The organism is Agrobacterium sp. LMR679, assembly GCF_027157905.1.
GTDB lineage: Bacteria > Pseudomonadota > Alphaproteobacteria > Rhizobiales > Rhizobiaceae > Agrobacterium > Agrobacterium leguminum.
The window spans coordinates 829,096-848,726 of the sequence record NZ_JAPVOJ010000002.1 but is presented as its reverse complement, the minus strand read 5'-3'; the positions used below and the strand labels follow the sequence as shown (position 1 = coordinate 848,726).

The 19,631-nt window shown below is 59.1% G+C and carries 19 protein-coding genes; 11 read left to right on the top strand and 8 right to left on the bottom strand.

The window, feature by feature from the left end; translation table 11 throughout:
* Positions 1-43: 43 nt before the first annotated feature.
* A complete protein-coding gene (locus tag O3W47_RS14890; protein WP_269314048.1) occupies positions 44-1,969 on the bottom strand; it encodes an autotransporter assembly complex protein TamA in 1,926 nt (641 codons plus the stop codon).
* Positions 1,970-2,144: 175 nt separating this feature from the next.
* On the bottom strand, positions 2,145-2,396 hold the full coding sequence (locus O3W47_RS14885) for a YMGG-like glycine zipper-containing protein (RefSeq protein ID WP_003492347.1): 252 nt from the start codon (positions 2,394-2,396) through the stop codon (positions 2,145-2,147).
* Positions 2,397-2,766: 370 nt separating this feature from the next.
* Here O3W47_RS14885 and hemA point away from each other — a divergent pair, with 370 nt between their 5' ends.
* Together hemA and O3W47_RS14875 are read left to right on the top strand one after the other, a co-directional pair.
* Positions 2,767-3,984 carry a 5-aminolevulinate synthase gene (hemA, locus tag O3W47_RS14880; RefSeq protein WP_127756569.1) on the top strand — a complete coding sequence of 406 codons (1,218 nt, stop codon included), beginning with the start codon at positions 2,767-2,769 and terminating at the stop codon, positions 3,982-3,984.
* Between the two features lie 47 nt (positions 3,985-4,031).
* Positions 4,032-4,517 carry a hypothetical protein gene (locus O3W47_RS14875; protein WP_080815696.1) on the top strand — a complete coding sequence of 162 codons (486 nt, stop codon included), beginning with the start codon at positions 4,032-4,034 and terminating at the stop codon, positions 4,515-4,517.
* Between the two features lie 68 nt (positions 4,518-4,585).
* Here the strand turns inward: O3W47_RS14875 and dxr are convergent, their stop codons facing one another.
* Positions 4,586-5,779 (bottom strand): 1-deoxy-D-xylulose-5-phosphate reductoisomerase, encoded by a 1,194-nt coding sequence (gene dxr, locus O3W47_RS14870; RefSeq protein WP_137452666.1) that lies wholly within the window; start codon positions 5,777-5,779, stop codon positions 4,586-4,588.
* Between the two features lie 188 nt (positions 5,780-5,967).
* Between dxr and O3W47_RS14865 the strand changes: the two genes are divergently transcribed.
* On the top strand, positions 5,968-6,669 hold the full coding sequence (locus O3W47_RS14865) for a phosphatase PAP2 family protein (RefSeq protein ID WP_020809495.1): 702 nt from the start codon (positions 5,968-5,970) through the stop codon (positions 6,667-6,669).
* Positions 6,670-6,699: 30 nt separating this feature from the next.
* Positions 6,700-7,953, top strand: a complete 1,254-nt coding sequence (locus O3W47_RS14860; RefSeq protein WP_262534030.1) for an FAD-dependent oxidoreductase — start codon at positions 6,700-6,702, stop codon at positions 7,951-7,953.
* 6 nt (positions 7,954-7,959) lie between these two features.
* On the opposite strand, the gene O3W47_RS14855 is transcribed toward O3W47_RS14860, so the two are convergent.
* Genes O3W47_RS14855 through O3W47_RS14840 form a run of 4 tightly spaced genes read right to left on the bottom strand, consistent with a single transcriptional unit; the run spans position 7,960 to position 11,862 of the window.
* Positions 7,960-8,886, bottom strand: a complete 927-nt coding sequence (locus O3W47_RS14855) for an ROK family protein (RefSeq protein WP_269314047.1) — start codon at positions 8,884-8,886, stop codon at positions 7,960-7,962.
* A gap of 3 nt (positions 8,887-8,889) precedes the next feature.
* Complete coding sequence (nagA, locus tag O3W47_RS14850; protein WP_269314046.1) at positions 8,890-10,062, bottom strand: N-acetylglucosamine-6-phosphate deacetylase; 1,173 nt, start codon at positions 10,060-10,062, stop codon at positions 8,890-8,892.
* A complete protein-coding gene (locus O3W47_RS14845; protein WP_269314045.1) occupies positions 10,059-11,081 on the bottom strand; it encodes an SIS domain-containing protein in 1,023 nt (340 codons plus the stop codon). The genes nagA and O3W47_RS14845 overlap by 4 nt, the downstream gene beginning before the upstream one ends.
* Positions 11,082-11,109: 28 nt before the next feature.
* On the bottom strand, positions 11,110-11,862 hold the full coding sequence (locus O3W47_RS14840; protein ID WP_003521268.1) for a GntR family transcriptional regulator: 753 nt from the start codon (positions 11,860-11,862) through the stop codon (positions 11,110-11,112).
* 153 nt (positions 11,863-12,015) lie between these two features.
* Here O3W47_RS14840 and O3W47_RS14835 point away from each other — a divergent pair, with 153 nt between their 5' ends.
* From O3W47_RS14835 to O3W47_RS14810, 6 genes are all read left to right on the top strand, one after another.
* Positions 12,016-12,198, top strand: coding sequence for a hypothetical protein (locus tag O3W47_RS14835; protein WP_269314044.1), 183 nt, complete (start codon positions 12,016-12,018; stop codon positions 12,196-12,198).
* A 115-nt stretch (positions 12,199-12,313) separates the two neighbouring features.
* Positions 12,314-13,495 (top strand): Gfo/Idh/MocA family protein, encoded by a 1,182-nt coding sequence (locus O3W47_RS14830; RefSeq protein WP_269314043.1) that lies wholly within the window; start codon positions 12,314-12,316, stop codon positions 13,493-13,495.
* Between the two features lie 12 nt (positions 13,496-13,507).
* The gene (locus tag O3W47_RS14825) at positions 13,508-14,392 is read left to right on the top strand and encodes a carbohydrate ABC transporter permease (protein WP_003521273.1); all 885 of its coding nucleotides are present in this window, start codon (positions 13,508-13,510) and stop codon (positions 14,390-14,392) included.
* Positions 14,389-15,246, top strand: coding sequence for a carbohydrate ABC transporter permease (locus O3W47_RS14820; RefSeq protein ID WP_020809501.1), 858 nt, complete (start codon positions 14,389-14,391; stop codon positions 15,244-15,246). Before O3W47_RS14825 ends, O3W47_RS14820 begins: the two co-directional genes overlap by 4 nt.
* A gap of 37 nt (positions 15,247-15,283) precedes the next feature.
* Positions 15,284-16,516, top strand: coding sequence for an ABC transporter substrate-binding protein (locus O3W47_RS14815; protein ID WP_003521275.1), 1,233 nt, complete (start codon positions 15,284-15,286; stop codon positions 16,514-16,516).
* A 188-nt stretch (positions 16,517-16,704) separates the two neighbouring features.
* Entirely contained in the window at positions 16,705-17,817 is a 1,113-nt protein-coding gene (locus O3W47_RS14810) for an ABC transporter ATP-binding protein (protein WP_137452668.1), read from the top strand.
* 149 nt (positions 17,818-17,966) lie between these two features.
* On the opposite strand, the gene O3W47_RS14805 is transcribed toward O3W47_RS14810, so the two are convergent.
* Complete coding sequence (locus O3W47_RS14805; protein ID WP_137452669.1) at positions 17,967-18,452, bottom strand: hypothetical protein; 486 nt, start codon at positions 18,450-18,452, stop codon at positions 17,967-17,969.
* A gap of 244 nt (positions 18,453-18,696) precedes the next feature.
* On the opposite strand from O3W47_RS14805, the gene O3W47_RS14800 reads away from it, so the two are divergent.
* Complete coding sequence (locus O3W47_RS14800) at positions 18,697-19,560, top strand: MurR/RpiR family transcriptional regulator (protein WP_137004028.1); 864 nt, start codon at positions 18,697-18,699, stop codon at positions 19,558-19,560.
* The last annotated feature ends 71 nt before the right edge of the window (positions 19,561-19,631 follow it).

Here is a 19,631-nt window from a genome sequence, read left to right as displayed (position 1 = left end):
AGGGTAATCTACACTCTGTTGCAAGGGTGTTCGACTGCGGCGTTTAAAAAGACTGACCGATGCCAGCATAAATGCCGAAACTGTTGCCGCCATCGTATTTGTCGAGCGGCATGGCGACATCGAGACGCAGAGGCCCGAAGGGCGTCGCGTAACGCAGGCCGATACCGGCGCCAGCCCGGATATCGGAAAAATCGGGTGCCACGTCTTCCGAAACCACACCCGCATCGATGAAGGGGACGATGCCGATCGTATCGGTGACCTTGATGCGGGCCTCAACGGAGCCGACGACATAGGAGCGGCCGCCCGTCGCGTCGCCGGCGGCATTATAGGGCGATATTTCCTGGTAGCTGTAGCCGCGTACCGATCCGCCGCCGCCGGCATAAAAGCGCCTGGTGGTGGGTATGTCCTGCAGATCGCTGCCGCCGACCAGCACGCCGCCGGAAAGCTTTCCGGCCATGATCAGCCGGTCCTCGGCGCCAAGCCCCTTGTAACCCGAAATGGAGCCTTCGAAAGAGGAAAAGAAGGTGCCGTTCAGCGCTTCATAGCTGGGCTTGGCGGCCAGCGATGCGCGAAAGCCTTCGGTCGGGTTGAGCTTGTCGTCGCGTGTATCACGAACGAATTCCAGCGGGATGGAGGTGGTGAGATATTCGTTCTTGCCGAATGCGTCTTCCGTATCGGCCCATTGCACCTCGAGGCCGGCTGCGGCTGTATCGGTATCGTTGAGCTCGTAGGCGAAACCGGCTGTGCCCGTCACTGTCTTGGCGTCATATGTATCGGGGTGTTCGGTCTTGGCAATCAGGCTGGTCTTGAAGGTGGTGCGCGGATTGAACATGCCGGGCTTGGTGAAAGTGATGCCCGCCGAATAATCCATGCCTTCGACGCTCGATGCCTCTGCGATGCGCGAAACCGAACCTTCGATCCGCAGCGATTCCGCCTGTCCGAACAGGTTGCGGTGGCCCCAATAACCCTGCAGGCCGATGCCTTCCGTGGTGGAATATTGCGCGCCGACGCCGAAATAGCGGTGCTTGCCTTCCGAGACCTCGATGGTAAGCGGAATGGTGCCGTCGCGCGCCAGCGTTCCCGCTTCCTTGATGGTCAGGCTGGAAAAGACGCCGAGCTGCCGCAGCCGGTCGGCGGCCTTGCGCAGTTTTTCCGGCGAATAGGGCTCGCCGCCATTGAGGCGCGAATAACGGCGGATAAAATCGCCATCGACGGTTTTTTCACCCGTGACGGTGACCGTGCCGAGGGGCGCCACGGGACCGCCTTCGGCCGCCATGGTAATGTCCACCGTATTCGTCGCGTGGTTGGCGACGGCCTCGCGTTTTGTCAGCTTCGCAAGCGGACGGCCTTCGGCCTTCAGATCATCGATCAGCTTGTTGCCGGCGCGGATGATGGCGAGAGAACCGGCGTCGCCGCCGGTCGTCAGGCCATATTCCTCAAGGTTGCGGCCGGTCACATCGCCTTCAAGCCTGACATTGCCGAGTTTGAAGACCGGGCCGGGCTTAACCGTGATGACCACGGGCACCGGAGCGGAATGATCGAACACCGGATTGGGCGGCAGGCTATCCACATCCTTGCCGGCGACGGTGACCTTGACGATGCCGCCATAACGGGCGTTTTCATAAAGCGCCGCGATCAGCCTGTCCCGGTCGTCTCTCGCCTTTATCAGAAGGCCAAGATCGCCGGAGGCCGGCTTGTCCTTGTCGGCAAGAAGCAGCGAGCTGTTTTCCAGGCTGTCTTTCAGGGACTTATCGGCGTCCGTGGCATCGAGCGTGACGGCGTATTTGACGGGGTTGATAACCTCTACCTCCGGTTCTTCCGAACCCCAGAGGCGCATGCCGAACAGTTTGAAGGCAAAGGCGTCACGGGTAAACGCCGGATACAGGGCGAACGTCACAGCAAACGCAAGTGCGGTGCCAGCTTTCCGATACGCAATACCTGTCTTCGGGTTAGTTCGTGTTCTTCGCATAAGCTGCTTTATGGTTGAGCCTTTATTGTCGCCCTAACCCGTTTCCTGTCCGTTAACATTGCAATTTAATCATAAATAAACGGCTTTGAGGACCCTTGCGCTTGTGTTTTGCCGCCCAAAACGCAAAAAGCCCCGGTTGACCGGGGCTTCTGTGCAACGGTATTTCGCGAAGCGATTAGCGGCAACGCGCCGTGTAACGCTGACCGTACTGGTCGCGATAATAGCAATAGCCCGGTTCGGAAGCATTGCCGATGAGGGCACCGCCCACACCGCCGATTGCCGCACCCACTGCCGCGCCACGAACGTTGCCCGTGATAGCGCCGCCAAGGACAGCACCGGAAACGGCGCCGATCGAAGCTCCCTTTTCGGTCTGCGTGCAGCTTGCGAGCGACAGGCCGACCAGCGCAAATATGATTGCCTTTTTCATGAAACTCTCTCCAACGTTACAATGAGCTCTTGTGGCTCGGTAGGCGTCCCATATTTATCTGCGGCGACTGCTACCTCCGACCGCCACAGATAACTAACAATTCGATGTCGTTTAGGGAAGCCTCCTCTTTCGGCATTCCTCCGAGCGTAATCGATTGCGTCCCAAACAACGGCGCGGCGCAAAAAAGGTTCCAAAAATCCGGGTTTTTTGATGTGAATCAATTTTGTACTTTTCATCGGGTTCTATAAACGGTTTATTGGAATGGTTCAAAACAACGGCGAATTGACGCAGACGCGGTTAATGTGGCCCGCAAGGGTTGACGGTCCCGGTGTCGAGGCAGAAAACGATCTGGTCAATTCTGGAGCATGGCATGGACTTCGAGGCATTTTTCACGACGGAACTGCAAAGCCTGCATTCTGAGGGACGCTATCGCGTTTTTGCGGATATCGAGCGCCAGCAGGGCAATTTCCCCCGTGCGACACGGTATAACGCCAATGGCGAGCGCAAGGATGTAACCGTCTGGTGCTCCAACGACTATCTCGGCATGGGCCAGAACCCGAAAGTCATCGAAGCCATGAAGGCCGCCATCGATCACTGTGGCGCGGGTGCGGGAGGCACCCGGAATATTTCTGGCACCAACCACTATCACGTCCTTCTCGAGCGCGAACTTGCTGACCTCCACGGCAAGGAATCGGCGCTGATTTTCACCTCGGGTTATGTCTCCAACTGGGCCACCCTCGGCACGCTCGGTCAGAAAATTCCGGGGCTCATCATTTTCTCGGATGCGCTCAACCATGCATCGATGATCGAAGGCATCCGTTACGGCCGCTGCGAGCGGGTGATCTGGAAGCACAACGATCTCGAAGACCTAGAAGCCAAATTGAAGGCGGCGGATCCGAATGCGCCGAAGCTGATTGCCTTCGAATCCGTCTATTCGATGGATGGCGATATCGCTCCGATCAAGGAAATCTGCGATCTGGCCGACCGTTATGGCGCCATGACCTATCTCGATGAAGTTCATGCCGTCGGCATGTACGGACCGCGCGGTGGCGGCATTGCCGAGCGCGAAGGCCTGATGGATCGCCTGACGATCATTGAGGGAACGCTCGGCAAGGCCTTCGGCGTCATGGGCGGCTATATTACCGGTTCCACGGCGGTCTGCGACTTCATCCGCTCCTTCGCTTCCGGCTTCATCTTCACGACGGCCCTGCCGCCGTCGCTCGCCGCCGGTGCGATTGCATCGATCCAGCATCTGAAGGCAAGCCCCTTCGAGCGCGCCCGCCATCAGGACCGGGTGCGCAGGCTTCGCGGCCTTCTCGATGCGCGCGGTATTCCGCACATGGACAACCCAAGCCACATTGTGCCGGTCATGGTGGGCGATGCCGCCAAGTGCAAATGGATTTCGGATATCCTGCTCGACAATCACGGTGTCTATGTGCAGCCGATCAACTATCCGACCGTGCCGCGCAAGACCGAGCGCCTGCGCATTACGCCGACACCGTTGCACAGCGATGCCGATATCGAGCATCTGGTCGGCGCGCTGCACCAGCTCTGGTCGCATTGTGCGCTGGCGCGTGCGGTGGCGTGAGGTTCGATTGAATTCGAGGGCGAAGAGAAGGGAGCGCGGAGAGTGAGATGCAGAGGTCAATCCAGTATCCCGAACCGGAGGACTTCATCACCGCAATCGCCAAGCCGTTCGACAGCGAAGCCGTCACGAAGGTCGTAGCGCCTTTTGGTCTGACCTGGTCAAAAGCCGTCAAACTCGACAGGAATCTGGCGATATTCGATCTCAGCGCGCCAGCATTCGGCGTGGACTTCCATTTCAAAGACCAGGCTCTCGTGGACGAAAACGACGGCCATTCCGTTGGGGAAGGCCCCAACCTGCTGACCAGTTGCGCTTGCTGGGGTTACGAGGACAGTATCGAAACCTATGGCGGGCCTTTGTGGAAAGGCCTTCGTTTCTCGGACACCAAGGCCGATGCAATTGCCAAACTGGGCGAGCCGGACCGGGTCGGACGATATGATATTCACCGCTGGATCTTTGCGGATTTCGAACTGTCGATCCACTGGAACAATCCAGACAAAATCCGCGTCATATCCTATTGGATGAAATCGGCATAGGCCGCCGGCAGGTTGGCGTATCCGGGTGATGGCCAACCCTTCGAGGCTGCGCCTCCACGGCGTACCGGTTAAGCCGCTTTGCCTATGTCAGAGACTATTTTCATTGCATGATCTCGGGCTTCCCTGTCCGCCGCGAAGACATCTTCAATCGTGGCGGCGGAGCGACCGTCATGCATGCGGTCCATGACCGTTTCGACGATCTCGGCCATATCGAGAAAACCGATATTGCCCGCAACGAAAGCGTGAAAGGCGGTCTCTTCGGCGGCATTCAGGGCAGCGCCCTGCAAACCGCCGCGCTCCAGCGCTGTGCGGGCCAGCCGGATAGCCGGGAAACGGGCTTCATCCGGCGCTTCGAAATCGAGCCGAGCCAGTTTTGCGAAATCCAGCCGCTCGACACTCAGATTGCCGCGTTGCGGATAGGTGAGGGCATAAGAAATAGCGGTGCGCATGTCGGGAGAGCCGAGCTGGGCGATATAGGAGCCGTCGGTGTAACCCACCATCGAATGGATGATCGACTGCGGGTGGACGATCACCTCCACCTGATCGGGCCTCAGATCGAAGAGATATTTCGCCTCGATCATTTCCAGCCCCTTGTTGAACATGGAGGCGCTGCCGATGGAGACCTTCAGTCCCATCGACCAGTTGGGATGGGCGCGGGCGATATCCGCCGTGACATTGGCCATCTCCTCGCGCGACCAGGTGCGGAACGGACCGCCGGATGCGGTCAGCACGATGCGTTCCACGGCCTGCTTGTGTTCGCCCGTCAGGCATTGGAAGATTGCGCTGTGCTCGCTGTCGACCGGGATCAGCCTGCCGCCGCCCTGCTTGACCGTACGCAGAAAAACATCGCCAGCCGAAACCAGGCATTCCTTGTTGGCGAGCGCTATGTCTGCGCCACGCCGTGCGGCTGTAAGAGTAGGCGCAAGGCCGGGGGTTCCGGCAATCGCCGCCATCACCCAGCCGGCATCCGTCGAAGCGGCCTCTTCGAGGCCGGATTTGCCCGCCGCAACCGCGATACCGGCGCCGGCAAGGGCCGATTTCAGCGCTTCGTATTTGTCGTCCTCGGCGGTAACGGCCAGACGCGCGCCGAATTCCCGTGCCTGTTCCGCCAGAAGAGCGATGTTGCCCGCGCCGGTCAAAGCCGTGATCTCGAACGCGTCGCGGCCACCCAGCTGACGGACGACATCCAGCGTATTGGTGCCGATCGAACCGGTCGAACCCAATATTGTCAGCTTGCGTGGCATTTCACTGGCATTCGTCATTTTCAGTCCGTCGGTCGTTTCCGGTTCGCACCCCTTGGTGCACGTGGTTTTCCCGAAACCGCTAAGCACTTTCGGGCAACATTCCTTAGCCTCTACCCGCGAAAATCAGCCATAACAAGGACAAAGCCGGGGCTATTGTTTTTGCGGAAGGTAAAGCCATATGCAAGAAAAACAATGAGAGGATATCGATGCGACGTTTTCTGGTTTCCAGCGGGTGGATTTTTGCGGCAAGCCTTGTGCTGGTCCTTGTCTTCATTCCTTTTGATCCGCGTCTTTCCGAAAGCGCGCAGGCGTTGCCAGGGGGCGTGGTCTCCTTCAATCGTGCCATTACCGATTTCGGAACCTTCCGCTGGATGCTCTATTCTACCGGCCTTCTGGCGATATTGGCCTATGTCGCCGCACGGGTTTTAAAGGCGCAGACCTATAATGGACGGCTGAGGACGGCATGGCGGCTTCTTACCTATTTCTTCCTGACGATCGGAACGGCGAGCATTCTCGTCCATACGCTGAAATTCCTGATAGGACGGGCACGGCCGGAGCTTCTGCTGGAAATGGGCGCCTATAGCCTCACCCCATTTACCGGCGACAATCTCTATGAAAGTTTCCCCTCAGGCCATTCGACCGCCGCCGGGGCATTTTTCGGCGCTTTCGCCATGTTGATGCCGCGCTTCCGCTGGGCGTTTCTCCTGCTTGCCCTTGTCATCGGTGTTTCGCGTGTCATCGTCGGCGCACATTATCCAAGCGATGTCGCCGCCGGGCTGTTGCTCGGCATGTGGACGGCCATGGCCTTCGCCTTTATCTTTGCCCGGTCCGAAATGCTGTTCCGGTTCGATGCGCAGGGCTGGCCGCAGCCGAAGAATGCAAACCTCCCGGCGGCGGATACACGATAGAGACTTTCAGCGGGATATTGGGGGAAGGTGATGGAAGAAGCGACAAACGCTCCGGAAAATGACGGCAAGTCCGTTCAGCATATCCGTACATCCGTCGCCGTGGCCGGTGGCGGGCCGGCAGGCATGATGCTTGGCCTGTTGCTCGCGCGCAGCGGTATCGATGTCGTCGTCGTCGAGAAACACGGGGATTTTCTCCGGGATTTTCGCGGCGACACCATCCACCCTTCGACGCTTGAATTGATGGAGCAACTCGGTTTTGTCGATGAGTTTCTGAGCCTGCCGCATACGCGCGCGCCAAGGCTGAATGCGGTCATCGGCGGCGAGCGCGTCACGATAGCGGATTTTTCCCGCCTGCCGGTCCGCCACCGCTTCATCGCCTTTATGCCGCAATGGGATTTTCTCAATTTCATCGTCGGCAAGGCGGGGCAATACGAAAATTTCCGATTACTGATGAATGCGCCGGTGACCGGCCTGATCGAGCGCGGCGGGCATGTCGGCGGTCTCACGGTCAGCACACCGGAAGGCGTCATCGAGATCGAGGCCGATCTTGTGGTGGGGGCGGACGGGCGCAACTCCACCGTCCGCGAGGCGGCGGGGTTGGAAGTGCAGCGCTTCGGCATTCCGACCGAGGTGCTGTGGATGCGTCTTTCGAAACAGCCCGACGATCCGACGGAAACCATGGGGCATGCCGGCTCGCGGCAGGGTTTCGTCATGATCAACCGGGGCGATTACTGGCAATGCGGTTATGTGGTGCGAAAGGGATTTTTCGCCGACATAAAGCTGCAGGGAATTGAAGCTTTCAGGGACAGGGTTGCGGAAATCTGCCCTTTCCCACGCGAAAGGCTCGATGAGCTCAAGAGTTGGGAAGACGTGCATCTCCTCACCGTCCGTATCGACCGGCTGAAGCGCTGGTGGAAACCCGGCCTGATCTGCATCGGTGATGCGGCCCATGCCATGTCTCCCGTCGGCGGTGTCGGCATTAATCTGGCCATTCAGGATGCGGTTGCTGCGGCCAATATATTGGTGCCGGTGCTCGTGTCCGGCCGGGCCATTGCCGATGGCGATCTCGCCGCAATTGAAAAGCGGCGATCCTTCCCGACCAAGGCCACGCAATTTTTGCAGCGGATGATGCGTATCGGCGGCAAGAAGGGCCGGGCCGATGCGGAAAAACCGAAAGGACCGCCAGCCTTTGTGCTGGCCATCATCCGGTTTCCGCTTCTTTCCCATTTGACCGGCCGGCTGGTGGGGCTGGGTTTCCGCCGGGAAAAGATAGAGACGGTGTGACGCCGCTCAGGCAGTGCCGGCGGCTTCTTTCTCATATTTCAGCCCGATAACGGCGGATCCGATCAACCCCGGCTCGATGCGGCAGATGGCGGGCACGACGAGGGGGCGGTCGAAGCGCCTCAGAATGCGGCTCCTTACCACCTCGTCCAGAGCGGCGAGAAGCGCCTTCGAATTCGAAAGTCCGCCGCCGACCGGCACGATGGTTGTGCCGGTAACGTTGATCACCATTGCCAGAGGCGAGGCGAGAATATCGATAAGGACATCGATGGTTCTTGCGGCCTTCGCATCGCCCGCCTGCCAGGCTGCAATAATATCCTCGCTGGTCATCGCCTGCTGGTGAAGATGCGAATGTAGTTTTTCCATGCCACGGGCGCTGCCGATTGCGTCGACGCAGCCGGTAAGCCCGCAACCGCATTCGAAACGCGGCAGCGAAACCGGCGGATTTCCGGCCAATGTCGCGGCCACCGGCCCATGTCCCCATTCGCCGGCGAAACCGCCGTCGCTGTTGATGAGCTTGCCGTCGATCACCAGCCCGCCGCCGACACCCGTTCCGAGGATGACGCCGAAGACCACGCGATGACCCCGTCCGGAACCGATTTCCGATTCGGCGATCACGAAGCAATCCGCATCGTTCGATACGATGACGGGAAGGTTCAGCGCCTTTTCCAGCTCGTCCTTCAAGACCCTGCCATGGATGCTCTGAATATTGGCGACAGTGGCTTTGCCGGTGTCGGGATCGATGACGCCGGCAATCGACAGCGACACGCAGGCGGGTGTGCCGCCGCTATTGTCGATGACGGATTTCAGGCCGGCGGCGAAGTCTTCGAAACTGGTCTTGGGCGTCGGGATACGCGGCACGGGCCGAATATCGTCGGGAGCGTAGGCAATAGCGCCCTTGATGGTCGTTCCGCCTATATCGAAACAAACGATCATGATTCAGGCTCCGGAACGGGTGGCATCGTGGATTTTTTCTGCACCGATCCATGTCGAATGCATCTGAAGGTCGGGCGTCAGCATGACGAAATCCGCATCGAAGCCGGGCAGGAGCTTACCCTTGCCGGAAGCGCCGATTGCCTCGGCGGGATAAGCAGACGCCATTCTCAAGGCTTCTTCCAGCGGTGTGTCCAGCTTTTCATGCATGAAGCGTATGCAGGAGAGCATATCGATATCCGCCCCCGCCAGCGTGCCGTCGGCCAGCGTCAGCCTGCCGCCGTTGCGATAGACGCGCCTGCCGTTCAGTTCGAAACCGTCATCATCCGTGCCGATGGTGGACATGGCGTCGGTGACGAGGAAAATGCGCCCGGGATTATTCTTGGCGCGAAGCGCAATGCCGATCGCTGCAGGATCGACATGGAAGCCGTCAGCGATCAGTCCGCAATCCAGCTTGCCGTTCGAAAGTGCCGCACCCACCAGTCCCGGCTCGCGATGGCCGAGCGGGCTCATGGCGTTGAAGAGATGTGTCACCATGGATGCGCCTGCCTCGGCATAGGCCGTCGCCACGCCAAGGCCCACATCGGTATGGCCGAGGCTGACGACGATGCCGGCTTTGTGCAGCGCTGTGACCTGCGCTTCGGTTACGTTTTCCGGGGCGATGGTTGTCAGCACGAAAGGAAGCTTCGCCTTGCAGTCCGTCAGAACCGCAAGATCGGCCGTTTCCATCTTTCGGATCAGCGCCGGATCATGGGTGCCCTTGCGTGCAACGGAAAGATGCGGCCCTTCGAAGTGCAGGCCGAGAAAGCCCGGCACCCCTGCCTTGTGGGCGGCGATGCCGGCTTCGGCGGCTTTGGTTGTGATATCCGGCCGGTCGGTGATGAGCGTGACCATCAGCGCCGTAGTACCGAATTGCGCATGGGCCGAGCAGATGCGGGCGATGCCTTCCACATCCGGCTCGTTATTGAACATCACGCCGCCGCCGCCATTGACCTGAAGGTCGATGAAGCCTGGCGCAATGAGCAGTCCTTCCGCATCGATGATTTCGGCGTCTGCGGGCACGGACATGCGGTCGATGATGTCGGCAATGTGGCCATCGCCGGTCACGAGCGCTTTGCCATCGTGCCACGCGGCGCCATCGAAAATGCGGACGCCGACAAATGCCTTGCTGCTGCTCATTGGGTTTCCGTCACCTTCTTCAATGCCACGGGCGCATCCGGGTTGAAGCCGCGGGCGCGCGACAATTGCTCGATGAAGCCGTAAAACGGCGCGATCAGCAACAGGGCGTCGGTCAGCGGGTGATTGGTTTCCACAAACGGCAGGGGCTTGGCCGGGCTGCCTTTTGCGGAGGTGACGAAAACACTTGCGCCCTTACCGGCGAGACCGGCCGCGATATCCGTCACGGAGGTTTCGGCGCGGTCACGCGCGGCAAAAGCGATGACGGGAAATTTCGGTGCGACCAGCGAAACGGGGCCGTGCATCACTTCCGCCGATGAATAGGCTTCCGCATGGAGTTCGCAGGTTTCCTTGCATTTCAGCGCGGCTTCCGCGGCAATGGCCAGCGCCGGACCGCGGCCCAGCATATAGAGCGATTCCTCGCCCTTGACCGCTTCGCCGATCTGGCTCCAGTCGAGTGCGATGGCCTTGGCGAAATTCTGCGGCAAGACGCTGACGGCTTTGGCGAGCAGGCTGTCTTCCGTCCATTCGGCAAGGATTGCGAGGCCGGCGACGATGGAGTTGACGAAAGATTTGGTTGCGGCCACCGCCTTTTCAGGGCCCGCCTGGATATTGATGGCGTGATTGGCCGCCTCACCGAGCGGCGAGGGCAGGGTGTTGACCAGCGAGAAGGTCAGCGCGCCGCCCTTGCGGGCGCTTTCCGCCAGAGCGACGATGTCAGGGCTTTTGCCAGATTGCGAGACGGCGAAGGCGGCCGCCCGGTCCAGCCGCAGTTTCGTCTGGTAGATCGAGGCGAGCGAGGGGCCGAGCGAAGCGACCGGAAGCCCGGTCTGCAGTTCGATCGCATATTTCAGGAAATGCGCGGCGTGGTCGGAGGAGCCGCGTGCAATGGTGACGATAACGGCCGGGTCACGGGCCTTCAGGTGAGCGCCGGCTTCGTGGAAGTCGGCATTGGCATTGTCCAGCAGGCGGGCGACTGCATCGGGAATCTCATCGATTTCCTGGCGCATCAGGGTTGTCATCGTTTCATGTCCTTGATCAAGAGATTTGTCACTCGGGCCCCATCGTCAGTTCGGCGACGAGGTCATAGGCGTCGCTGCGGTACAGCGCGCGGGATATTTCCATGAGGCGCCCGCTTTCCAGATAGGCCATTCGCTGAACGGAAAGCGCTGCCGAGCCCGGCGGAACCCCGAGCAGCAATGTTTCCTCATCGGTGAGGTTACGGGCGGAGATGCGCTGAATGGCGCGCACCGGGCGAATGCCGTTTTTCTCAAGCTCCAGATAAAGCGAGTTTTCCACCAGTTGCGGGTCAGGCAGGATATCGCCCGGCAGGCTGGTGACTTCGAGTGCGATTGGCTGGTCATTGGCAAGACGCAGACGCGTGAGCCGCGCCACCATGGCGGATTGGGAAAGGCCGAGCGCCATCATCTCGTCGCCGGTCGGGTGGAACAGGCCTCTGTCCAGCCAGCGGGTGCTCGCCGTCATTCCACGCCGGCGCATGTCCTCGGTAAACGAGGTGAGTTTGGTCAGGGGCTGCTGCATGCGGGTGATGGGCTTGACGACGAAAGTACCCGAACCGTGCCGACGAACGAGAAGACCGTCGCGGACGAGATCGTCCACCGCCTTGCGCACCGTGACGCGGCTGACGCAGGCGCTTTCGGCGATATCCCGCTCCGGCGGCAAGGCGTCGCCGTGCTTCAGGCGGCCGCCATTGATGGCGTCTTCAATCGTCTGGCGCAGTTTCAGGTAAAGCGGGCCGCCGCCTGATTGCAGGTCGTCCAGATTAAGCGCTGCCCCGTTCATCCATAACCTCTGTCACGATCCATGTGGTCGGCGATATGGCCGGCTCTGGCTATATCATATGCCACGCAATCGGCAATACCAAAATAGAACCATTGCTAGATTTGTACGATTAATCGGTGGTTTTTTCGATATTTTGCCGAATAATAAGGCTACATGCTTGATATTTTCGCATTAACCAAAAAATTTTTCTCGATAACGGAATTGCTCTGGACGATTGGCATTTTTTTGGTATTGTTTTTTGCGTCGGTGGTCGGCGGCGATCCGTTTCGCATCCGTCGCGCCGGAAAAATCGGTTTCCGACTCGCGGCAGCGTTTGCGAAATCGAATTTAGCTTGACCGTTGTGAAAATTAATTTCATCGTGGCAGGAAATTATCGCAGATAACTGGATGGCCAGCACAGAAATGGTCGCTTCTGCGAAAATGAATTACGAATGAACAGGGAACAAAGTTCATGAAGGTGGGAATTATCGGACTCGGATTCCGTCTCGGTTATCTGGGCTACGTTTTTCATGAGATCGACAAGGATTTCGAGATCGTCGGTTACGTCGATCCCGCGCCGGCGGGCCTGCCGGGCCTGCAGGAAAAGGGCATTTCGGCCGGCAAGGCTTACGATAGTCCCGAGGCGCTGATCGCAAACGAAAAATTCGATCTCTTGATGATCGGCTCACCGAACCACATGCATCTGGAACATATCCGTATCGGGCTTGAGGCCGGCTGCACCATCTTCTCGGAAAAACCCATCGTCGTCAGCATCGAGGAAAGCCTTGAGCTCGCCCGGCTGCTCAACAAGCACGGTCACGAGCGGCTGCTCGTCGGTCTGGTTTTGCGTTATTCCCCGCTTTACCGCGATCTGCGCGCCGCGCAGGCGGAAGGCAAGCTGGGCGATGTCGTTTCCATCGAGGCCTCGGAGCATATCCCGCCCTATCACGGCGCATTCTTCATGCGCGACTGGCGGCGTTACGAGAATTATTCCGGCTCCTTCATGCTGGAAAAATGCTGCCACGACCTCGATCTCTATAATGGCGTGGTCGGTACGCGGCCGCGTTTCGTCTCGAGCTTCGGCGGGCGCAAGAGCTTCACGCCGGCAAACGCGCCGCAGCATGACGGCATCAACGACATGGAGGTGTACCATCGCAAGCCGAGCGGCTGGATGGGTTCCGACAAGGTCTTCGACAGCGACGGCGACATCATCGATTACCAGACGGCAATCGTCGAATATGAGAACGGCGCATCGCTCGCCTTCCATACCAATCTCAACGTTCCCGACGATTTCCGCCGTTTCTGCGTCATCGGCGCCAAGGGCATGGCCGAGGGCGATTTCGTGCGCGGCTTCCTGAACGTGCACAATGCCCGGACAAATGAAAAGACCGTGGCCAAGACCTATTCGGCGGCGACCACGCTCTCGCAGCATTACGGTGCAGACGAGCAGATGGCCGAGGACGTCATCGCCCATATCGTCAAGGGTGCGGTCCTGCCGGTTTCCGCGCTCGATGCGATCGAGGCCGGTATTCTGGCGCTTGCCATGGACGAAGCGCGCCATGGCCGTAAAGTGATCGATCTCAAGCCGGTGTGGGAGGAATACGATCTGGCGCTGCACGGGCAGCCGAAATCCCCCGCTGTGAAATCGGCTTGAGGGGGCGGCGCGATGGATGCGAAACGCAGCGCGGTCGTCTTTGCCTGGCTTCTTCTTCTGCCGGCGCTTTTATACATCACGGTTATCGTTGCTTATCCGCTCGTCGATACCTTCATCCTGTCCTTTACCGATGCGTCGCTTAGAAAAACGACGAATTGGGTCGGCTTCATCAACTACGAGAAGATTTTCAACGCGACTTTTGCCGATGTCATCACGCGGACCTTTATCTGGACGTTCTTTTCCGTCTCGATAAAGATGATCATCGGCACATTCGGTGCGGTCTTGCTGAATTCGGCCGTGCCCGGCCGGGCGCTGTTCCGTATCCTGACCATGCCGCCATGGATCGTGCCGATGGCTATCGGCATCTTCATGTGGGGCTGGATGTATAACGGCCAGTTCGGCATGATTTCCGGGGTGCTCCAGAACCTCGGCCTGGTGGATGGTCCGGTCGCGTTCCTCGCCTATGGCAGAACGGCCTTCTGGGCAACGATCGTCACCGACGTCTGGATCGGCGTGCCGATGGTGACGCTCTATCTGCTGGCGGCCATCCAGGCCATTCCGCAGGATCTCTACGAGGCCGCGTGGACAGACGGGGCAAGCCGCTTCTACCGCTTCCGCCGTATCACGCTGCCGCTGATGCTGCCGGCCATGATTACCATGTCGATGATCTCGCTGATTTCGACCTTCAATTCCTTCGATATCATCTGGATCCTGACGCAGGGCGGTCCGACCGGCCAGACCACGACCATGATTATCGACACGTACAAGACGGCGATCGGCTCCTACAAATACGGTGAAGGTGCGGCCCGCGCCGTGCTGATCTGCATCTTCCTGTCGATCTTCACTTACTTCTACTTCCGCATCACCAGCCGCATCTCGCAGGAGGCCAGCCGATGAGCGACAAGAATGCGATGATTAACCGCTACAGGTGGTATGAAATCGTCGGGATTTATTGCGGTATCGCCGTATTCCTGACCTTCGTGCTGGCGCCCTTCGTGGAAGGATTTCTGGTTTCGCTGAAGCCGCTCAGCCTGCTTTTCTCCTCGCCCTACAAGTTCTGGCCGGAAAACGGTTCCTTCGAGGCCTACCGGACCATGTGGGTCAGCGTTCCGGGCTTTGCCCGCTACGTTTTCAACTCCTTCTTCATCTCGACCATTTCGACCATCATCGTTCTCATCCTGGTGGTGCCGGCCTCCTATGCTTTCGCCCGTTTCGAGTTTCGCGGACGTGGGCAGTTGCTCGGCGCATTTCTGGCGATCAACATGTTTTCGGGCGCGGTGCTTTTGATCCCGCTTTACCGGCTGATGCGCAACATGGGTGTGCTGAACACCTATCTGGCGATGATTATTCCCGGCGCGGCCTTCCTGATCCCCACCGCCATCTGGCTGTTGCGCACCTATATGCTGCGTATTCCGCGGGAACTGGAAGAGGCGGCCTATGTGGACGGTGCGAGCTATTTCTATACCTTCCGCCGGGTGATCCTGCCGCTGGCGATGCCGGGCATCGCTGTCGTCTCCATCACCACCTTCATCGGCGCTTATGCCCAGCAGTTCATCTTCGCGCTCACCTTCAATTCCAAGACCGAATATATGCCGCTGCCCATCGGCCTATTCGCCTATTTCGGTCGCCAGGAAGTCATCTGGAATGAGTTGATGGCGGCCAGCTTCGTCGGCATTGCGCCGGCCATGGTCGTGATCTTCTTCATGCAACGATATCTCGTCAGCGGCCTTACCGCCGGCGCGGTGAAATAATCAACAACCGGAACGACCACCAAACGGGAGACTACCTATGGCACTGAAACATTACGGATTGGCGCTTTGCGCTTTCGCATTTGCCGGTTCCACTGCCCTTACGACGGTGACGGCGCACGCTGCCGACAAGGAGATCAGCTGGATCTATTGCGGCGACAAGATGGACCCCATCCATGAGAAATACATCAAGGAATGGGAAGGCAAGAACGAGGGCTGGAAGGTCGTGCCTGAGGTCGTCGGCTGGGCGCAGTGCCAGGACAAGGCGACCACGCTCGCCGCTGCCGGTACCCCGGTCGCCATGGCCTATGTCGGTTCGCGCACGCTGAAGCAGTTCGCGCAGAACGATCTCATCGTTCCGGTGCCGATGACCGAAGACGAAAAGAAGAGCTATTACCCCAACATCGTCGACACCGTGACCTTCGAGGACACGCAGTGGGGCGTGCCGGTCGCATTCTCGACCAAGGCGCTTTACTGGAACAAGGACCTGTTCAAGCAGGCCGGTCTCGATCCGGAAACGCCGCCGAAGACCTGGGCCGAAGAGATCGCTTTCGCCAAGCAGATCAAGGAAAAGACCGGCATCGCCGGCTACGGCCTGCCCGCCAAGACCTTCGACAACACCATGCACCAGTTCATGCACTGGGTTTACACCAACAACGGCAAGGTGATCGACGGCGACAAGATTACCGTCGACAGCCCGCAGGTTGTTGCAGCGCTGAAGGCCTATAAGGACATCACGCCCTATTCCGTCGAAGGCCCGACGGCTTATGAGCAGAACGAAATCCGCGCCATCTTCCTCGATGGCAAGGTCGGCATGATCCAGGCCGGTTCGGGCGCCGCCACGCGCCTGCAGGAAACCAAGATCAACTGGGGCATCGCCACGCTGCCGCTCGGCCCGGAAGCAAAGGGTCCCGGCACGCTGCTCATCACCGACAGCCTGGCGATCTTCAAGGGAACCGGCGTGGAAGAAAAGGCGACCGAGTTCGCCAAATTCATCACCTCTCCCGGCCCGCAGGGTGAATACGAACTGCAGGGCGGCGCGGGCCTCACCCCGCTGCGTCCGTCGCCGAAGGTCGATGAATTCATCGCCAAGGATCCCTTCTGGAAGCCGCTGATCGACGGTATCGCCTATGGCGGTCCCGAGCCGCTCTTCACGGACTACAAGGGTTTCCAGGACACGATGATCGAGATGGTGCAGTCTGTCGTTACCGGCAAGGCAACCCCGGAAGATGCCGCGAAGAAAGCGGCTTCGGCTCTCGAGCAGTATAAATAATCTATCATGAGCACGGATGCGGGCGCTGGCCGTCCGCATCCGGCAAGTTTCGCCGTGGGAATGCCTTGCGTCTTCCGGGATGCTCTTTCCCCCTGTTTTCAACGGTTCCGATCCGGTGTGGCTTTGCCCCTGTTTCGGAACATCTCTGAACGTGGCCAGATGTCGGCCGCTGACGGGAGAGGCAAGTCTTGGGTCAGCTTTATCTCAACAACGTCCGCAAGAACTATGGACATTTCGAAGTCATCAAGGGCGTTCAGCTCGACATCAGGGATGGCGAGTTCGTCGTTTTTGTCGGCCCCTCGGGATGCGGCAAATCCACATTGCTGCGCATGATCGCCGGTCTTGAGGATATTTCCGCCGGTGACGTCGTCATCAATGGCGTGAAGGTCAACGACTTGCCGCCGGTCAAACGCGGCATCGCCATGGTGTTCCAGTCCTATGCGCTCTACCCGCACATGACGGTTTTTGAAAACATCGCTTTTCCGCTGCGCGTCGAGAAGATGGAGGAGGACAAGATCAAGCAGAAGGTCGAGGGTGTCGCCAAGATTCTCCAGCTCGATCAGCGTCTGCAGCAGCGCCCCGGCATGTTGTCCGGCGGTCAGCGCCAGCGCGTGGCGATCGGCCGCGCCATCGTTCGCGAGCCGAAGATATTCCTGTTCGACGAGCCGCTTTCCAACCTCGATGCAGCACTTCGCGCCGATATGCGCATCGAGCTTACCAATCTTCACCGGACGCTGAAGGCGACGATGATCTATGTCACCCACGATCAGGTGGAAGCCATGACCATGGCCGACCGCATCGTGGTGCTGAATGCCGGCGAAATCGCCCAGGTCGGCGCGCCGCTCGAGCTTTATCATAAGCCGGCGAACCTCTTCGTAGCAGGATTCATCGGCAACCCGAAAATGAATTTCCTGAAGGTCACCTGCAAATCCGTCAGCGCCGAGGGTGTGACGGTGGAGTATGAGGGACAGACGATCACCGTGCCGGTGGAGCCCCGCGCCGGTCTTGAAGGCACGCAGCTGACGCTCGGCATCCGCCCGGAACATACCGGTCTTGAAACGGCCGACCTCAATGTCACGGTCGCGCCCAGCGTGATCGAGCGGCTCGGGGTCAATACCATTGCCTATGGCGTCGCGCCGACAGGTGAGAATTATTGCGCGCTGCTTTCCGGCTCCGCACCTGTGGTCGTGGATGAGCCCATCGTCACCGGTATCAAGGCGTCGGATTGCCATTTGTTTGACGAAAGCGGCATCGCGCTGGAGCGGCATGTCGATCTTTCAGTCCTCAAGCTGATCCAATAAGGCGCAGGAGCCGGGCCATGTTATCTGTTTTTCCATGCCCGGCTGTTCCTGACGCGATCCGTCTCCGGCATTTTTCCGCCCCTTCCAGACGAAAAAACAACGCCGGGCTTTCGGCCCGGCGTGCAAAGCTTTTCCAGATGTCCGCCGGATCACGGCATGGGGTTGGGCATATAGCCGGTGAAACCGCTGATCTTCCAGCGTCCCTGATGCAGCCGGCAATAATAGAGCGTCTGCCATTTCATGACGTCGAAGCTGCCATCGGCCTTGCGAAGCCCGCCGTCGAACTTCTTGCGCACCAGCGCGGTCTCACCTTCCACTTCGATTTCTTCCAGCGTGGTGGTCGCAAAGATCGCATCGCGCGGGTTCTCTGCGAATTGCTGGGTTTGAAAATCCTGCGCCTGCCGCAGCCACTCGTCGCGATAGGCGGTAAGCGAAGGGAAGGACAGGCGCCAATTGTCCGGGTTCGCATCCCGGTTGGCGTTGATGCCGAGAAAGCCGTCCTCGACGAAATCATCCGCGACCCTCGACCAGTCGGCGGCCAGAAAAGCATCGATGTCCCGCGTTACCAGCATCTCCCAGATGGAATGGCGGGCGATGTCTGTTTCGGGAAAGGGGTTTTTGAAGGGATCACGCATGGTTTGGGTCCATTATTGAAATTATTTTCAAGATTTGGAGATTTCTCTGGTGTTGATTGTTGGCATATGCTCATCTCTCAATCAACAGAGAAAATAATTTTCAAATCAAAGGTGCGCGCGGTGTCGTCAGCAAGACGAAACATCCTCGATTCATGGATCTATGCGGTTGACGGGCGCGCTTTCTTAGGGTGCATCGGAAACGGGGCCAAGCCTTAAGTTTTGGCGGAACGGAGACCCGGTGAACATGGATATTTTCGCAAGAATACAGGAAGACAGGGGACAATTCTCGCAGTCGGAGCGGCGGATTGCCGATATTCTGGTTTCGGACTTCGAATTCGCCGTCAATGCCTCGATCATCGAGCTTGCGGCCCGCGCCGAAGTGTCTCCGCCGACCGTGACGCGGTTCTGCCGCAGGCTGGGGTGCCAGAGCTTTTCGGATTTCAAGGTCAGCCTCGCCAAGACCGCCTATGTGGGTATTCGATACCTCACCTCCGAACCCTCCAGCACCGGTCCCTCGGATGTCGCGGAAGAGGTGCTCGCCAAGGCGCAGGAAGCGCTTTTCCTGCTGCACAGGACGCTCGATCCCGCCCTTGCCGATGAAGCGGCGATCAGGATCGCCAGTAGCGGCATGATCTATGCCTTCGGCGCAGGCGGCAATTCCTCGATGATCGCTTCGGAAATTCAGAACCGGCTGTTCCGCCTGGGTTTGCGCGTTTCGACCAGCGCCGATCACAGCATGCAGCTGATGATGACGGCTGCGGCGCGCAAGGAAGACGTCATCATCGGTTCGTCCTTTTCCGGCCGCAACATGGAACTGGTGAAGTGTTTCAGGTTGGCGCGGGAAATGGGGGTCACCACCATTGCGCTCACCCAAAGCGACACGCCAGTCGCTGCGGCTGCCGACATGGTGGTGGCTGTCAATGTGCCCGAGGGAAACAATATCTTCCGCCCCACCTCATCGCGCTACGCCTATCTGGCCGCCGTCGATGTTCTGGCGACGCTTGCTGCCTATCACCAACGGCAACGGTCGATGGTGACGTTGCGTCATATCAAGCAGCAGCTCGTGGAACATCGTGACCCGGATGACAAGCAATTGCTCGGTGACTGAGGCGGGCTGACGAAAAATACAGGCTGGTTTGCCTGAGACCCGCTTTGTGGCGGGTCGGAAAGCTTCAAGGG

What these genes read in the sequence shown, in the direction of transcription:
- O3W47_RS14840 (WP_003521268.1), bottom strand. Translation starts at nt 11,862, where the DNA reads ATGAACGGGGCAGCGCTTAATCTGGACGACCTGCAATCAGGCGGCGGC.
- O3W47_RS14890 (WP_269314048.1), bottom strand. Translation starts at nt 1,969, where the DNA reads ATGCGAAGAACACGAACTAACCCGAAGACAGGTATTGCGTATCGGAAA.
- O3W47_RS14855 (WP_269314047.1), bottom strand. Translation starts at nt 8,886, where the DNA reads ATGATCGTTTGTTTCGATATAGGCGGAACGACCATCAAGGGCGCTATT.
- O3W47_RS14825 (WP_003521273.1), top strand. Translation starts at nt 13,508, where the DNA reads ATGGATGCGAAACGCAGCGCGGTCGTCTTTGCCTGGCTTCTTCTTCTG.
- O3W47_RS14875 (WP_080815696.1), top strand. Translation starts at nt 4,032, where the DNA reads ATGCAGAGGTCAATCCAGTATCCCGAACCGGAGGACTTCATCACCGCA.
- hemA (WP_127756569.1), top strand. Translation starts at nt 2,767, where the DNA reads ATGGACTTCGAGGCATTTTTCACGACGGAACTGCAAAGCCTGCATTCT.
- O3W47_RS14805 (WP_137452669.1), bottom strand. Translation starts at nt 18,452, where the DNA reads ATGCGTGATCCCTTCAAAAACCCCTTTCCCGAAACAGACATCGCCCGC.
- O3W47_RS14830 (WP_269314043.1), top strand. Translation starts at nt 12,314, where the DNA reads ATGAAGGTGGGAATTATCGGACTCGGATTCCGTCTCGGTTATCTGGGC.
- O3W47_RS14865 (WP_020809495.1), top strand. Translation starts at nt 5,968, where the DNA reads ATGCGACGTTTTCTGGTTTCCAGCGGGTGGATTTTTGCGGCAAGCCTT.
- O3W47_RS14800 (WP_137004028.1), top strand. Translation starts at nt 18,697, where the DNA reads ATGGATATTTTCGCAAGAATACAGGAAGACAGGGGACAATTCTCGCAG.
- O3W47_RS14860 (WP_262534030.1), top strand. Translation starts at nt 6,700, where the DNA reads ATGGAAGAAGCGACAAACGCTCCGGAAAATGACGGCAAGTCCGTTCAG.
- dxr (WP_137452666.1), bottom strand. Translation starts at nt 5,779, where the DNA reads ATGACGAATGCCAGTGAAATGCCACGCAAGCTGACAATATTGGGTTCG.
- O3W47_RS14835 (WP_269314044.1), top strand. Translation starts at nt 12,016, where the DNA reads ATGCTTGATATTTTCGCATTAACCAAAAAATTTTTCTCGATAACGGAA.
- O3W47_RS14845 (WP_269314045.1), bottom strand. Translation starts at nt 11,081, where the DNA reads ATGACAACCCTGATGCGCCAGGAAATCGATGAGATTCCCGATGCAGTC.
- O3W47_RS14885 (WP_003492347.1), bottom strand. Translation starts at nt 2,396, where the DNA reads ATGAAAAAGGCAATCATATTTGCGCTGGTCGGCCTGTCGCTCGCAAGC.
- O3W47_RS14815 (WP_003521275.1), top strand. Translation starts at nt 15,284, where the DNA reads ATGGCACTGAAACATTACGGATTGGCGCTTTGCGCTTTCGCATTTGCC.
- O3W47_RS14820 (WP_020809501.1), top strand. Translation starts at nt 14,389, where the DNA reads ATGAGCGACAAGAATGCGATGATTAACCGCTACAGGTGGTATGAAATC.
- nagA (WP_269314046.1), bottom strand. Translation starts at nt 10,062, where the DNA reads ATGAGCAGCAGCAAGGCATTTGTCGGCGTCCGCATTTTCGATGGCGCC.